The 14,363-nt window shown below is 43.8% G+C and carries 13 protein-coding genes and 1 tRNA gene; 8 read left to right on the forward strand and 6 right to left on the reverse strand.

Annotation, left to right across the window (positions count from 1 at the left end; all coding sequences use genetic code 11):
* Positions 1-20 precede the first annotated feature (20 nt).
* The 3 genes from IP510_RS01300 to dinB form a co-directional block, all read right to left on the reverse strand.
* Positions 21-1,772, reverse strand: a complete 1,752-nt coding sequence (locus IP510_RS01300) for a FimV family protein (protein ID WP_194362991.1) — start codon at positions 1,770-1,772, stop codon at positions 21-23.
* Between the two features lie 110 nt (positions 1,773-1,882).
* Complete coding sequence (queA, locus tag IP510_RS01305; protein ID WP_227669406.1) at positions 1,883-3,064, reverse strand: tRNA preQ1(34) S-adenosylmethionine ribosyltransferase-isomerase QueA; 1,182 nt, start codon at positions 3,062-3,064, stop codon at positions 1,883-1,885.
* Positions 3,065-3,287: 223 nt separating this feature from the next.
* Positions 3,288-4,373 carry a DNA polymerase IV gene (gene dinB, locus IP510_RS01310; protein WP_194362993.1) on the reverse strand — a complete coding sequence of 362 codons (1,086 nt, stop codon included), beginning with the start codon at positions 4,371-4,373 and terminating at the stop codon, positions 3,288-3,290.
* Between the two features lie 506 nt (positions 4,374-4,879).
* On the opposite strand from dinB, the gene IP510_RS01315 reads away from it, so the two are divergent.
* A complete protein-coding gene (locus IP510_RS01315; RefSeq protein WP_227669407.1) occupies positions 4,880-5,122 on the forward strand; it encodes a hypothetical protein in 243 nt (80 codons plus the stop codon).
* A 108-nt stretch (positions 5,123-5,230) separates the two neighbouring features.
* Here the strand turns inward: IP510_RS01315 and IP510_RS01320 are convergent.
* Both IP510_RS01320 and IP510_RS01325 read right to left on the reverse strand, forming a co-directional pair.
* Positions 5,231-5,316 (reverse strand) — tRNA-Leu (locus IP510_RS01320).
* Positions 5,317-5,462: 146 nt separating this feature from the next.
* The gene (locus tag IP510_RS01325; protein ID WP_194362995.1) at positions 5,463-6,236 is read right to left on the reverse strand and encodes a ferredoxin--NADP reductase; all 774 of its coding nucleotides are present in this window, start codon (positions 6,234-6,236) and stop codon (positions 5,463-5,465) included.
* 450 nt (positions 6,237-6,686) lie between these two features.
* Between IP510_RS01325 and tsaA the strand changes: the two genes are divergently transcribed.
* Both tsaA and IP510_RS01335 read left to right on the forward strand, forming a co-directional pair.
* Positions 6,687-7,583, forward strand: a complete 897-nt coding sequence (tsaA, locus tag IP510_RS01330) for a tRNA (N6-threonylcarbamoyladenosine(37)-N6)-methyltransferase TrmO (protein ID WP_194362996.1) — start codon at positions 6,687-6,689, stop codon at positions 7,581-7,583.
* A 66-nt stretch (positions 7,584-7,649) separates the two neighbouring features.
* Entirely contained in the window at positions 7,650-9,437 is a 1,788-nt protein-coding gene (locus tag IP510_RS01335; RefSeq protein ID WP_194362997.1) for a GspE/PulE family protein, read from the forward strand.
* 41 nt (positions 9,438-9,478) lie between these two features.
* Here IP510_RS01335 and IP510_RS01340 read toward each other — a convergent pair whose 3' ends face one another.
* Positions 9,479-10,144: an acyltransferase gene (locus IP510_RS01340; protein WP_194362998.1), complete on the reverse strand. Its 666-nt coding sequence runs from the start codon at positions 10,142-10,144 to the stop codon at positions 9,479-9,481.
* A gap of 167 nt (positions 10,145-10,311) precedes the next feature.
* Here IP510_RS01340 and IP510_RS01345 point away from each other — a divergent pair, with 167 nt between their 5' ends.
* From IP510_RS01345 to gspJ, 5 genes are all read left to right on the forward strand, one after another.
* Positions 10,312-11,100: a TatD family hydrolase gene (locus IP510_RS01345; protein ID WP_194362999.1), complete on the forward strand. Its 789-nt coding sequence runs from the start codon at positions 10,312-10,314 to the stop codon at positions 11,098-11,100.
* 224 nt (positions 11,101-11,324) lie between these two features.
* Positions 11,325-12,008, forward strand: coding sequence for a TetR/AcrR family transcriptional regulator (locus tag IP510_RS01350; protein ID WP_194363000.1), 684 nt, complete (start codon positions 11,325-11,327; stop codon positions 12,006-12,008).
* Between the two features lie 202 nt (positions 12,009-12,210).
* Positions 12,211-13,029: a prepilin-type N-terminal cleavage/methylation domain-containing protein gene (locus tag IP510_RS01355; protein WP_194363001.1), complete on the forward strand. Its 819-nt coding sequence runs from the start codon at positions 12,211-12,213 to the stop codon at positions 13,027-13,029.
* Positions 13,030-13,070: 41 nt separating this feature from the next.
* Complete coding sequence (gspI, locus tag IP510_RS01360) at positions 13,071-13,523, forward strand: type II secretion system minor pseudopilin GspI (RefSeq protein ID WP_194363002.1); 453 nt, start codon at positions 13,071-13,073, stop codon at positions 13,521-13,523.
* Positions 13,520-14,362, forward strand: coding sequence for a type II secretion system minor pseudopilin GspJ (gene gspJ / locus IP510_RS01365; RefSeq protein ID WP_194363003.1), 843 nt, complete (start codon positions 13,520-13,522; stop codon positions 14,360-14,362). The genes gspI and gspJ overlap by 4 nt, the downstream gene beginning before the upstream one ends.
* The last annotated feature ends 1 nt before the right edge of the window (position 14,363 follow it).

Below are 14,363 nucleotides of genomic sequence, written 5' to 3' on the forward strand. Positions count from 1 at the left end.
CGTATTGATTCAGTAGGCGGTTATTGATTGCGTAATTTTTTAAGACGAGCTTGTAGCTCAGCCAGTTTTTGATTTTGTAATTGAATCTTTCTTGTATAGTCACTGAGTGCACTGCTAGTCTTCGTCAACTGCTGTGCTTGTGAGGCAGTGCTTTGTCTTGATGCTTTGAGTGTGGCCAATATATCAGTACTGATGCCGTTACCATTGTCAGCTGCGGCTTTTGCCTGTGTACCATCAGCATTCCCATCGCGTCCAGGAGCGAGTACAGAAAACTGTGCTTTGGGTAGCGTTCGTGTTTTGGTGGTTACAGGCTTTTCGGAGCGTTTGGCTGCAGTAGCTATCTCAGAAGTCGGCTTGGATGATTTTGGCACAGGCGTCATTGCAGTAGAGGTATTCACTCTGCGGCGATATTGTCTTTGAGCATTAATGGCCGCTTCTAGGTTTCGCTGTGAGGGTATGACATCGTAACTGGGTAGGCTGAGCTTGGCATTGGCTTTTAATTGATCGGCATCTTTATTGATAAAGGCATCAGGATTCTGTGATTGGATTTGTTTCATCACCGTTTGAACATTTAGATTGTTTTCTTGTGCAATCTGCTGCGCAATCATCCATAAGCTGTCGTTATTTTGTACTTGATACTGATGAGTGGTATTAGGTATCACACTGCTATCAGAAGGCGTCACGCGATTATTAAGTGCGACGGTATGAGATGTGGTGCTAGTATCGCCACTGTCTGTTGGTACATTTTTCACATTGTTGTTTGGCGTTGGCGCAGCGTTTTCTGTGACCAAGGTTGCAGCATTTAGCGTATCGTTTATTTTACTACTTGGTTGTATTTGGCGTGTGACCTGAATACTTAATGTATCAAGTGACTTATTTGTCAGTAACGGATCAGCTGTCTTTGCATTTTCGCTCGCATTGACCTCGTTACTACTGCTATTCGTGACGGTAGACTTATCACTATTTTTGCCATTTAAAGGCTGATTGCTTAAACTCAGCGCAGAAATGCGTTTGTCATCAGTAGTACCCAAGTTATTAACAGCAGCACTAGCGTTTAAAGGCGTTTGATTTGGGCGAGAGGGCGTATAGGTACGGCCACTACTCTGTGTGGTAGTGGTTAGTAATGGTGCTTGGATACGAGATACTGGTAATCTAGACATGTCTAGATCAGTTGTTGGCGCTGTCATTAGTGAGGTTTTCGGTTGTGTTAGCGTGGATGACATAGCCGACATGGACCCCAGTGGCGGCGGCGCGCCTTTTCGTAGCATCAAGGGTTTTGCCATACTGGGAGAAACGCTTGGCAGGTTTGGTTTTTTGGCACCAGTGACGATATTCTTGGCCGTATTAATAGGTAGGCTATTACTCAGTGGCATCAGCAATGTTTTTGGCACCATGTTGCGCTGGCCGTTGTCATTGATCGCTAAGACTACATCAGCAAAAGGCTTAAATACTGGCTGTGAAGTGGTGATGAATACCTCACCACTAGTGGCTGAAGTCGGTTGAAAGCGCACCGATATAGAGTCAGTCGGCGTCAAGCCCATCTGTTGATAGATGATAGGATTGGCCAGACTGGCAGAAAAATCAGCAGCTCTGATATTACTAATGCTAATACTGGCGACTAAAGGCTCGTGCTGTGCTGAGGTAACCACTGTTTTACCAATGGTTGCAGCCTGTACACTTGATATGAGAGATACATAGCTCACAGAACATAGCAATGCCATCGATACCGCGCGATGTATAGTAGTCAAGCGACGAGAAAGATGACAAGACATGAGCAGTCCTTTAGAGTATAAGTTGTCTATGCTTTTATAACAAAATACCAGTTAGTTTACCAGTTTATTTCAGAACTGTTGTGACTAATGAAAAAGTGTCTATTTATTGTTTACTGTGTTTTTTTATCGAGTAGCATCGCATCACCATAACTAAAGAAGCGATATTGTTGTTCAATAGCATGTTGATAGGCATGCTCAATAGCGGCTTTGCCGGAGAACGCCGACACGAGCATAAGTAGGGTTGATTTTGGCAAATGAAAGTTGGTTAGCAGTCTGTCTATCACACCGAATTTAAACCCTGGATAAATAAATATATCGGTATCGCCCGACCAACTAGACAGTACTTGTCCATCGATTGCCGTCTTTTGATAGGCCGTTTCAAGGACTCGCGTTACTGTCGTCCCAATAGCAATGACTTGATGGCCATTTGCATGGGTTTGATTAATCATATCAGCAGTAGTTTGTGGCAAGTGCGCATATTCACTATGCATGGTATGGTTGAGTAAGTTATCTGTTTTTACTGGTGCAAAGGTGCCTGCGCCAACATGCAGCGTCACAAACGCTGTATTAATGCCTTTTTCAGCAAGTTTGCTGAGCACTGAATCATCAAAGTGTAAACTTGCGGTAGGCGCAGCCACGCTGGCAAGTTTGGCAGGGTCATGGAACACTGTTTGATAACGTGTATTGTCAGTATCATCAGCATGACGTTCAAAATAGGGCGGAATAGGCAGTTCACCATATAGCTCTAAATGTGGCAGAATAGGCGCATCAAATGCCAAAATAAACAAGTTATCTTGACGTCCAATCATTGCAGCATTCATATTGCCATCCGCCAGTTGCAAGCGTTGACCGAGCTTAAGTGCTTTACTCGCCTTTACATGACACAGGGCAATATGCTCTTGGCTGATTGACTTGCCATTATTATCTTCTAAATGCAATGTGAGACTCTCTAAATCAGACATACTCACCAAGCGTTCAATCAGCACCTCAAGTTTACCACCAGTATCCTTTTGCCCAAATAAGCGCGCTTTCATCACCTTAGTGTCGTTGAACACAATTAAGTCACCCTTACTCAATAAATCTGGCAACTCAGAAAACAAGCGGTCTTGTGCCTGTGCTGCCTCTGTTTGTGTATGAGCAGGTAAATAGAGAAGCTTTGAGGCAGAACGCTGCGCCAATGGATAACGCGCAATTAAGATATCTGGTAGCTCATAATCATAATCTTCCACGCTTAGGTAATCTAAGACATCAGGGTTTTTATCGGTATCAAGTAGGGTAGTAGAGTCAGTCATAATCAGTCTTTCGGTAGATAAGAATTTTGGCATGATTGTAGCAGAAATGGCTATATAGGAGGGTCTTTTACTTCAGGATTATCATACATAAAATATGATTAAAGCAGATGAATAGCCTAAGCATAAAAGTAATTAATCTCTATCGATATCATGGTTAAGGATGCAACACACTCTAATACGGTCAATTAAAGATAAAAGTAAAAAATGAGGACTGGTCTAATATTTACTCAAATAAAGTAAGCTGAGGTAACAACTGGCTGGCAGGTGTTAAGGAAGAAAAAGTCACACCGACCAGACGAATAGGTAGATGACGCGGAACGCTCGAAAATAGCTTGTCTAACCAGTAATGTGCAGATTCAGCAGTGTCAAAGGATGTTGAGAGCGTATGCGAACGTGTGATTTGAGTGAAGTCAGAGTATTTAATTTTCAGGGTAATAGTATGAGCGATAAGCTGTTTCTTGTGCATCTGATTAAAGGCATCGCTATTTTGTTCATAGATCTGTACACGCAATTCATCGTCATTGCTCAAATTGTCCGTAAACGTGGTCTCTGAACCAACGGATTTATGAGTACGTTCAGATTTGACAGGACGCTCATCGCGGCCATGAGCGATATCATGATAGAACTGACCGCGTTTGCCAAATTCCTGAACCAGTGTCTTAGCTGGCACACCTCGAAGATCTGCGCCATTACTCACACCCATTGCATACAAGCGCTTTGCCGTTGCTTTACCGATACCATGAAAGCGTTCAATAGGTAGTGTACTGATAAAAGCCTCAGCCTCTTTTGGAGTAATAATGGCAGTGCCATTGGGCTTGTTAATATCAGAGGCAATTTTGGCTAGCATTTTATTGAATGAGACCCCAGCAGATGCTGTCAGTCCTGTTTGCTCTAAGATTTGCGCTCTTAACCAGTTTGCCATTAATGTCGCTGAGCCTTTGTGCACCAATAAGCCTGTGACATCGAGATAGGCTTCATCCAACGATAATGGTTCAACATGAGGCGTCAAGCTATACATAATACGTCTTATGTCGTCACTCACAGACCGATATACCTCAAAACGAGGCCTGACAAATATCACATCTGGGCATCGCTTACGCGCCTCATAACATGACATTGCAGAACGTACACCAAACGCCCGCACCTCATAACTGGCTGCTGCAACGACACCGCGGCCATTTGGATCGCCACCGACTACTAAGGGCTTGCCACGTAATTCAGGGAAGTCACGCTGTTCCACACTGGCATAAAAAGCATCCATGTCTATGTGAATAATCTTGCGAGGGCTGGCATGTATAGAGGTCATCATAGCTATCATTTTACCCCATATAACGACCATGCTTTGGTATCGATTATTAGACTCTAAAATACATTTTTGTATACATCACTGTTAACTAACAATAGTGTAAGAATATTTTTATATATCAAAAAATAAATATAGTGTAAAATTAGTTATCTAGGAATAAGGAGGCTTATATATACTGATCGGGGGGAATAAAAGGTAAATTACTGTTCTGTATATGTTTTTATGTAGATATACAATAAGACGCATTACTTTTCTATACCGTTTGTCTTAAAAGTCTTACCACTTGTCATAAAAAATAAATTGATTGTTACAGTCATGATGCTATTACTTTACAATAAATTATCGATAGTAACAAATTGCTATGAAGAGTGAACGCTGACTTTTGTCATGCTCTATCAGCTAAAAGGATAATACTGATAGCTCATACCAAAATGATAAGTCAGAGACGGGTATATTGTTTCTCTAAGGACGTCATTTATAGAGAACAAAGGATAATTAAGGAGCTGATGATGAGTAAGTTAGAAGGAAGTGACTTGACCCGAGCAATGCTCGAACATGATGCTCAAGAAATATGGTGTGCAGTTTGTGATGAGAGTGATGAGCGTGCCATGACAGAGCTTTGTGGTAATGACTTTACCGCTTATATTGTCTCATTTCATGATGGGTACTTTTATTGTACGGGCGGTATGCCTTGGAAGTACGCTGTACCAATAAAGATAAGTGCTGTCATGCAATGTGAAGTAGCAGTATAGACATATATGTAATAGTAATATGAGTGGCATAGAACACACTGCCATCATAAGCAATAATAAATAGGCACAAAAAAACCTCCGAATAGGAGGCTTGTTTGTACTAAATATTGGTACCAGTGGTCGGACTCGAACCGACACGCTTATTAGGCAACGGATTTTGAATCCGTCATGTCTACCAATTCCATCACACTGGCATGTTACAAGATAATGTTTATTAAATAAATATTATCGAATTGGGCTACAGGGTTAACTCTGTATAGGCTGGGTATTATATCAGCATATATTTTAGCGTCAAGGATTATTTTCTATAAAATCGAAAATAATCCTTTTTTATGCTTATCTATCCCACAAAAGCACGTTCGACAGCATAATCAGCTTGAACGCCCATACGTGGAGATACCGTCAATCCGAAATCATCTAGAATGGCTGATACTTCAGCATTAAATGGCATGCTGCCACAAATCATGACACGGTCATCTTCTTTATTGATTGGCGGTAGACCGATATCTTCAAACAGCTTACCTGATTTCATCAAGTCGGTGACACGGCCTTGGTTTTTGAATTCTTCACGTGTAACGGTTGGGTAGTAGATGAATTTTTCGCGATACCATTCACCAAAGATTTCATCGTTAGGCAACTCATTTTCGAACATGTCGCGATAGGCCAAATCATGGGCATGACGTACGCCATGAACTAGGATGATTTTATCAAAGCGCTCATATACTTCAGGATCGCGTGCCAATGACAAGAAAGGCGCAAGTCCTGTACCTGTCGAGAGCATGTATAGGTGTTTACCTGGTAGTAGATCGTCTAGTACCAAAGTACCGGTCGGTTTTTTGCTGACCAATAACTCGTCACCCACTTTGATATGCTGCAAGCGTGAGGTCAATGGACCGTCTTGAACCTTAATAGAAAAGAACTCTAACTGGTCTTCATAGTTCGGACTGGCAATCGAGTAAGCACGCAATAGAGGTTTGCCATCGACGACGAGTCCAATCATCGCAAATTCGCCATTACGAAAGCGTAGGCCATCGTCACGAGTGGTTTTGATACTAAATAGAGAGTCATTCCAGTGATGAACCTCTGTGACCGTTTCGGTGCGAAGTTTTGACATAAAGTCCTCGTTAATAGGTTGTTATCAGTATGGTTGAATATAAATGCGTATTAAATAAGAATTTTCAACGACGAGCAATAGACCCATCGGTATTTTAATATTTGTAAAATCAGTTATCTTTTGCAATATGCGTGAGAGATATGCCCAATTATGCGTTGGTTTATTCGTCTATTTAGCATGCATACCATACTATCTTCGACAGTATATTGATGCAGTAGCGACACTCACAGTGTCTATAAATAGTAATAAACAGTCAGAATAAGCCACCAACATAAGGGGCTGATATCAAATTTCTCGCTCATAATACCAAACTTTAAAACAAAAAACCGTCCAGCAGTGCGTCTTGAGCATGATAAAATGGAATATCGTTAGTGAGTAATTTTGTATCATTTGACAAAGTTGTCCGGTAAAAGCAGTTTGTCCTTATCGGCAGATTTTTGGAGAGGTTTTATGTCGGGCGATATTTTTGATGGCACAGCAGCATCAGATGGCGATCATTGTGCACCAATCATAGGCTATCATCGTGCGCCGTTATCACAAAAGTTCGGGGCACCGCGCCAGCCAAATTTGGTGGCATTAACTAGCGTGATTGAGATGTTACCGCCTTACGATACACCTGCAGCCTTCGAAGGACTAGAGACTTTCAGTGATATATGGGTCAGTTGGCAATTTCATCATAACTATCGAAAAAAAGACACGAATCAGACAGATAGCAGCTTTCGCGCACAAGTGCGGCCACCAAGGTTAGGTGGCAATCAAAAGATAGGGGTATTCGCCAGTCGCAGTATGTATCGGCCATCAGGATTGGGGTTGTCTGTGGTGACGCTTGATCGGATTGAAATAGTAGAAGGCCGCGTATTATTGATCATCAAGGGCGCCGATATGATAGATGGCACACCTATTATCGATATAAAGCCTTATGTGGCCTACAGTGATGCGATTATGCACGGAGAAAGTGGCTTTGCGCCAACTGCGCCAGCGCTGCTAGAGGTGACGATGACTGCACTAGCTTATGAGCAGTTTATGACAGTAGTAAATGCAAGTCAGACTGGTGAGATTGATAGCAATAACTGCGATAACGTCAATAATTGCGATGCCATAAATAATCGAGATGCTAGCCAAGCGTTAAAAAACGCGACGATTGTATCGAGTATCTATAAAGTACAGAGTCAATTGCTTATCTCTGACATGGCAATCATTCAAGCACTCATCGCGCAAGACCCAAGGCCTGCCTATCGCCGTACTGAGCTCGACAAGTCTTTTGTGATGCGTTATAAATCGATTGACGTGAGCTTTCAATTGATAGACTCAGGGCAACTACAGATAACGGCTGTAGTGGCAGTATAAGTGATACTATCCTTGATGATAAGTTTGCAATAACCATAGGTTTTCACTTAATAGAAGAAGAGATGTATGTCTGCCCAAAAATATTCGCTTGTGATTGATTTGCGCTGGTGCTTAGACGAATTACTGGCGGACAAGGTAATTGATCAGCGCGGCTATAACTTAGTGATTACTAGCCGCCGTAATCAAGCACAGCATCCACTGCTGACGATTAGTGAGTTCGGCTTGCCTAATGGTCATGCTAGTGATGGCAACGGTGATAATAAACTGACGCTGGCATGGCTAAATCAATGGCTCGCGGCCAAAGCAGACATGCCACTCGTTCGGATTGATCCATTAAAGATTGATGTTCCTGCAGTGACTCAGCTCATGTCATTTGAATATGCGCGTTCACAGCACATCTTGCCAATCGAAGTTGGCTTAGCTGAAGTCATTATCGGGACAGATCAGCCTTTTTATACGGATTGGCACTCAAGTATCGAAAAGTTGATTAAATCAAAAACTTACCGTACGGTCTACATTAATCCTGAGCAAATCAACCGCTATCGTCAAGAGTTTTATCAAGTCACGCAAGCGATAGCAGGGGCAAACAGCGTACATAAGCGTGCAGCAGCTGATGTTACCAATGTCGAGGCGTTGCTACAACTGGGCGACAATACCAACCCAGATGCGAACGATCAGCACATCGTGAGGGTCGTTGATTGGCTGTTGCAATATGCGTTTGAGCAGCGTGCCAGTGATATTCATTTAGAGCCTCGCCGCGAGACGGGTAAGGTGCGTTTTCGTATCGATGGCGTACTACATACCGTGTATGAGATGCCGCTTGCTATCATAGTAGCAGTGACCGCACGTATCAAAATTTTGGGACGGTTAAATGTCGCAGAAAAACGCAGACCACAGGACGGCCGCCTAAAGACGCGAACGCCAAAGGGATTAGAGACTGAGCTGCGTCTCTCTACCATGCCCACCGCTTTTGGTGAAAAATTGGTCATGCGCGTCTTCGATCCTGAAGTGTTGGTGCGCTCGTTTGCTCAGCTCGGTCTATCGGGTAAGCAGCTTGAAACGTGGCATGAGATGACCGCACATCCCAACGGCATTATCTTAGTCACAGGGCCTACAGGATCAGGTAAAACCACGACGTTATACAGCACGCTCAAGCAGCTGGCAACCGAGCAGGTGAATGTTTGTACGATTGAAGATCCGATTGAAATGATCGAGCCTGCTTTCAACCAAATGCAGGTCAATCCAGGCGTCGATTTGCACTTCGCTGATGGTATTCGCTCGTTGATGCGTCAAGATCCAGATATCATTATGGTCGGAGAAATTCGAGATGCAGAAACGGCGAACATGGCGGTACAAGCCTCACTGACAGGGCATCTGGTACTCTCGACATTGCATACCAACGATGCCCCAAGCTCACTCACTCGTTTGCACGATTTGGGTATTCAGCCGTTTTTGACGTCAGCGACCATACTAGGTGTGATGGCCCAGCGTTTGCTACGTACGCTATGTCCGCATTGCAAAAAAGCCATGGACGTGATACCAGACAGCGAGATAGCCATTCAGTGGCAAGAGCTGGTACAACCTTGGCGTGCGCCAGTACCCGCGCAGATTTATACGGCGCAGGGCTGTGAGCACTGTCGACATACGGGCTATCAGGGTCGCATCGGTCTCTACGAGATCATGCCGTTATCCAATGAGCTAAAAAAACTCGTGGCAGCAGATGCAAATTTAGATGTGCTCAAGCAGCAAGCGTATCGCGAAGGGGTACAGCCACTACGTCTATCAGGTGCAAAGCGTATTAGCGAAGGGCTAACGACAATCGAAGAGGTGATGCGCGTGGTGCCTTTACACTAAAAGATAAAGCGAGAAAACGCAGTTGCCAATTTCATATTTGCTTAACGCTCCCAGCGTACGTTTTGGCGAATAATTTTTGCTGGCGTGCCTGCAATCATGCAGTTCGGCGTTGTGACTGGTTTATTGACAAATGAGCCAGCGGCGATGATACAGCCACTAGCAATAGAGACGTTTTTGGAAATGGTCACATTGGCGGCAATCCAAATATGATCTCCCAAAATAACGTCTGAATGTGCTTTGTTTATTCGTACATCGGATGCTATATCGTATACTTTATGCACGTCAGTGGCGCGAATTTCGATACCACGAGATATCATGCAAGCTTTACCAATGCTCACGCTTTTGTCACGTGCCAAAATATAGCAGTCAATCGCGGTAGTGCGTTCACCGATATGAATGTGCAGATAATTACCAACGATTAATAGTTGCCCAGAGAATTTGACCCGTTCTCCGATAGTGATATGATTGTGGCTGCCATTGATGTCAATTTTTAGCTTGTTGAATTTACCATGCTCACCGATGGTAATTTGATTGTCATGACCTTTACGAATAGTAATGGTTGAATTGCCGATAATCTGTGCCTCTTTAGCAATATCAATACAGTTGCTATGGCCTTTATCTTGTAATAAAAACTGTTGTTTATACAGTTGCTTGGGCAAGATAGCTTTTATAATCGGTGGCAGGCTAAGGATTTTTTTATGGTTCATAATAGAGGGCTTATGGGAATCAGTAAAATGCTCAAGGTATTTGTTAGTAAAGCAGTCCTAGTAGTGTACCGTCAAACCGTCCTTGAAAACAGCACCCTTTAGAGCAATCAACACAGCCTAGCGACTCTTAATTTTTTACAGATAATGTTCCAATAACGAGATTATTTATGTTTACAGATACTCATTGCCATCTTAATCGTTTAGATTTAACCAAATATGATGGTCAGCTGTCCGGTGCAATTGACGCGATGAAAGCTGCTAATGTCACCCGTGCCATGGCCATCATGTGTGATTTTGCCGAATATGATGATATCGTCAATATTGTTAGCACTTATAGTGATGACACCTTAAATTTAGGCATGAGCGTGGGCATTCATCCTTGTGAGGACATGAGTGTCTTGCAGTCAGCGACAGTAGAGCGTCTGATAGAGACTGCCAAGGCTGATTATGTATGGGCGATAGGCGAGACGGGGCTTGATTATTACTGGTCAACAGAAAACAAAAAAGAGCAGCAGGACAGTCTTGCCCGTCATATTCATGCCAGTCAACACTTAAAAAAACCACTCGTCATTCACATGCGCGATGCCAAAGAAGACACAATCGATATCTTAAAAAGTGAAGGTGCTGAGCATGGCATCATTCACTGCTTTACAGAAGACTGGGAAACGGCGAAGCATGCTTTAGATTTGGGCTTTTATATCTCATTTTCGGGAATCGTCAGTTTTAAAAGTGCACAACAAATCAAAGATGCCGCAAAAAACATGCCTAGAGACCGACTGCTTATCGAAACCGATAGCCCTTATCTAGCACCTGTACCGAAGCGCGGTCGACCCAATGAGCCAGCCTATGTACCTTACGTGGCAAGTTGTATCGCAGACATGTATGGGTGCAGCAGCCAAGAGGTCGGTGCACTCACCGCAAAAAACTTTGAGAATTTACTGGCACAGTATCATTAAAATGGTTATGCTATGACCAACCAGTCATTTAACTGATAATCTCATGGTTTCATTCTTTTTAGTATGCATAATACTGAATGCAACCATATGATTATTTAGAAAACATAAGCATATTTCCTATTGTGGTCCTTGAGCAGTCTTTGTATAAAATCATACTCTTATTGCCAATATACTGACATAAACGATGGTCGTATGCTTAATCTTGTCATGTTTTAGGAGAGATTATGAGTCGTCAGCATCAGTTTAAGGCACGAGAAGAGAACATTTTAGCGATGGCAGAGCAATTGCTACTTGAGTCAGGTGATGGTGATATTACTTTAGACAGTTTGGCAGACCAGCTTGATTTGGCTAAAGGCACACTATACAAGCATTTCTCCAGTAAAGATGAGCTATACCTGCGTATTATCATTCGTTATGAAGAGCAATTGTTTGATATCAACCGTATTGATGACTGCCCATCGGCAGGCGTTGCTCGTATGATTTTTCAACAATTGTTTAATCCGCAAAAAGCCATGCTGCTCAATCAAATCGAAGAGCGTTTGGCGGCATCGGTCACTGGACTGAACCGTCTGTTTGGCGAGCTGTATGATATCCGCCGTCAGCGTATGAAGCGTTTGATTGATATCATCAGTGCCTATCTAAAAGATGAGCACAGTAGTTTGAGCACGCGCGATTATTTATCGTCTATCTGGGCGATGGGTCAGGGCGGTGCAGGGCTGTTGAATTCAAGTTTTTATCAGCGTTATCTGGGTCGCCGTGATACCTTGCGTTATGCGTTCGTCCAACAGATGCTTGAGTTGCCAAGTCATTACCCTGCTGCTGATGATGAAGTGATGGATGAGGATATGCAGGAGTTGGTCGAGCAGATCGATACAGAATCAGAAGAGCATCGCAATACCAATTATTAATATGCTTATCACATGGCAGATAATACAATAAAATTTTTAAGTGTCCGTGCTGTCATATCTATTGTGGCAGTACGTTAAATGCTACTTGTCCACAATCGGCACATGCCTATTAGTTTCATGTCTATTAGTATCATGACTGTTGTAGCCACTCTCAGTTAATCATTTTATATACCACCGCCTCACTTAGGCTTATAGGTGCAATATGCCGGTCACTGTCAAAAATCAGTCCAGCTCAGTGATCAATCGCTCTGTACCCTTAATCAATCAGTTCTCACGTATTGATACCTTAAGCACCCTATCACCATGCCATGATGGTGACTTATCTTTCATACCAAATAACACTCGCAGTCGCTCGTCTAGGCTACCAAACCACACACAGTCGCAATCAGGTTTTACCTTGGTCGAGCTCGTGGTGGTTGTGGTGATCTTGTCTATCTTTGCAGGTATGATGAGTTTGTCTGTCGGAAGCAGTGAGTCCCGAAAAAACCGCGCATTTTATGAGCATCTGACCGACTCGTTGAATTATGTGCGTTTGCTATCCGCTGAACGTATGCAGCCGATGGGCTTGAGTTTGCAAGCAAATAAACAGGGTCAAGTGTCGCCTGTTATTGTCACCCTATCAAATCCTTATATTGCTTATCAAATTGCTGATATCGCATCAGGTAGTACGGACAGTCAACCCAAAAACTCAATGGAGCTGTCTGCAGATTTGAGCGGTATATCAGGCTCTACTGGAGAGCCGAAGCCAACACCGAGCTGGGAGGTTGAGCCAGAGGTGAGCTTGCCTGAACTGCCTGATGGCGTCAGTATCAGAGTTCAGAGTTTGGATGCTAGCAATCAATCAAGCACAGGACAGACGCTACAACCTTGGTTCAGCAATCAAACCGTACCGCAGATATTGTGGTTTGGCACAGGCCAAGCAACGCCTGTGACTATTGAGGTGCTTCATAACTCGCGACTGGTAGGGGACGTCATTACGATAATGCCTGATGGTAGTATGATGATGGGACAGGGATTATAGTGGATAAGTTTTCTAAAAATGCTAAGCTGACGAATAAGCCTATGTCTCTGAAATCTAAGCGTGAGAGTGGCTTTACCTTGATTGAGGTAATGGTCGCTCTAGCTATTTTGGCAGTGGTGGCAGTCGCTGCTAGCCGTGCCAGTAGCGCTTATCTACGCTCGGTTGATATCTTGCGCACCCGTACACTTGCACACTTTGTCGCACAAAATGCAGCAGCCGACCTGCGCATTCAAGATACCTGGCTGACAGCCAATCGTACTCAAAAGCTCAACGCTCAAGGTCGTGATTGGCAAGTAACTATGACGGTTGGTGATGCGATTACACCCGCATTAAAAGAAGTCAATATCGCCGTGGCGCCTATCATAGATGGCCAGACAGGCAATTCCGTCACCGATATTAGTGTGATGCTAAGTAATGCTGAGCAAGATATGGGTAGCTTAGACTTGAGTGGGCGGGCTCAGGGCAGTGCTGGACAATTGGGGTCTGGCCTATGAGATCTCAGCGAGGATTTACACTACTTGAGCTGATGGTTTCTATGGCGATATTCGCCATGCTAGCCGTTGCAGGCTGGCAAGTATTTGATGGCGTCAATCGCGCACGTGAGCGCGCACAGGTTCACGCTGACCATTTGGCTGTCCTACAGTATGCCTATTTACAATTACAGCAAGACATGGCACAAGTGATACCTTATCAGGCATCTAGTTCTCAGAACATCAGTGCGACAAATAACAATACAAATGCTAGTGACAGCACTAATGGCAATACCCAAGCAAAGGAGATAGCACCTGAGCCATTTATGAGCTTAGATGGTGAGCACGTCAGCTTTGTACGTTTTGCCGATCCTGATCCACGCTACCAAAGCAGTACCAGCGTCCAACGCATCGAATATATATTCATTGATGAACGTCTGATTCGTCGCCAATATACTGGCCTTGAGGGCGATAGTGTCAGTTTGGACAGTGTGTTATTGAACGGCATGACAGCTGGGCGTTGGCAAGCTTATATGCCAGAGCCGAGTGCTGAGTTTCCCACTAATGATAGTGTCAATAGTAGCAGTGCAAATATTGCATTGGGACAGATGGTAAACGGCGCGAGCACCGCGCCAGATGAGGTTATGCTACCGAAGGGTGTCGCAGTCAGCTTTACCTACCAAGATATGCCGCTCACTTGGCAATGGGCGCTTGCACCGCAACCGATATCACAGCGTCCTCCAAATATGAATGGTCGCCCAAATAGCACGGATACCAAGGAGGGCAATAATAGTGGTAATAGTAATGACGCCAATAACAACAGCGACACAAGCAATGGCAGTGTGGAAAATGCTAACCAATAAG

Origin of the sequence: Psychrobacter sp. NG254, from assembly GCF_015277735.1 — a bacterium.
GTDB lineage: Bacteria > Pseudomonadota > Gammaproteobacteria > Pseudomonadales > Moraxellaceae > Psychrobacter.

Excerpts from the sequence above, each read along its gene's own strand:
- IP510_RS01300 (WP_194362991.1), bottom strand. The coding sequence starts at position 1,772 with ATGTCTTGTCATCTTTCTCGTCGCTTGACTACTATACATCGCGCGGTA.
- queA (WP_227669406.1), bottom strand. The coding sequence starts at position 3,064 with ATGACTGACTCTACTACCCTACTTGATACCGATAAAAACCCTGATGTC.
- dinB (WP_194362993.1), bottom strand. The coding sequence starts at position 4,373 with ATGATGACCTCTATACATGCCAGCCCTCGCAAGATTATTCACATAGAC.
- IP510_RS01315 (WP_227669407.1), top strand. The coding sequence starts at position 4,880 with ATGAGTAAGTTAGAAGGAAGTGACTTGACCCGAGCAATGCTCGAACAT.
- IP510_RS01325 (WP_194362995.1), bottom strand. The coding sequence starts at position 6,236 with ATGTCAAAACTTCGCACCGAAACGGTCACAGAGGTTCATCACTGGAAT.
- tsaA (WP_194362996.1), top strand. The coding sequence starts at position 6,687 with ATGTCGGGCGATATTTTTGATGGCACAGCAGCATCAGATGGCGATCAT.
- IP510_RS01335 (WP_194362997.1), top strand. The coding sequence starts at position 7,650 with ATGTCTGCCCAAAAATATTCGCTTGTGATTGATTTGCGCTGGTGCTTA.
- IP510_RS01340 (WP_194362998.1), bottom strand. The coding sequence starts at position 10,144 with ATGAACCATAAAAAAATCCTTAGCCTGCCACCGATTATAAAAGCTATC.
- IP510_RS01345 (WP_194362999.1), top strand. The coding sequence starts at position 10,312 with ATGTTTACAGATACTCATTGCCATCTTAATCGTTTAGATTTAACCAAA.
- IP510_RS01350 (WP_194363000.1), top strand. The coding sequence starts at position 11,325 with ATGAGTCGTCAGCATCAGTTTAAGGCACGAGAAGAGAACATTTTAGCG.
- IP510_RS01355 (WP_194363001.1), top strand. The coding sequence starts at position 12,211 with ATGCCGGTCACTGTCAAAAATCAGTCCAGCTCAGTGATCAATCGCTCT.
- gspI (WP_194363002.1), top strand. The coding sequence starts at position 13,071 with ATGTCTCTGAAATCTAAGCGTGAGAGTGGCTTTACCTTGATTGAGGTA.
- gspJ (WP_194363003.1), top strand. The coding sequence starts at position 13,520 with ATGAGATCTCAGCGAGGATTTACACTACTTGAGCTGATGGTTTCTATG.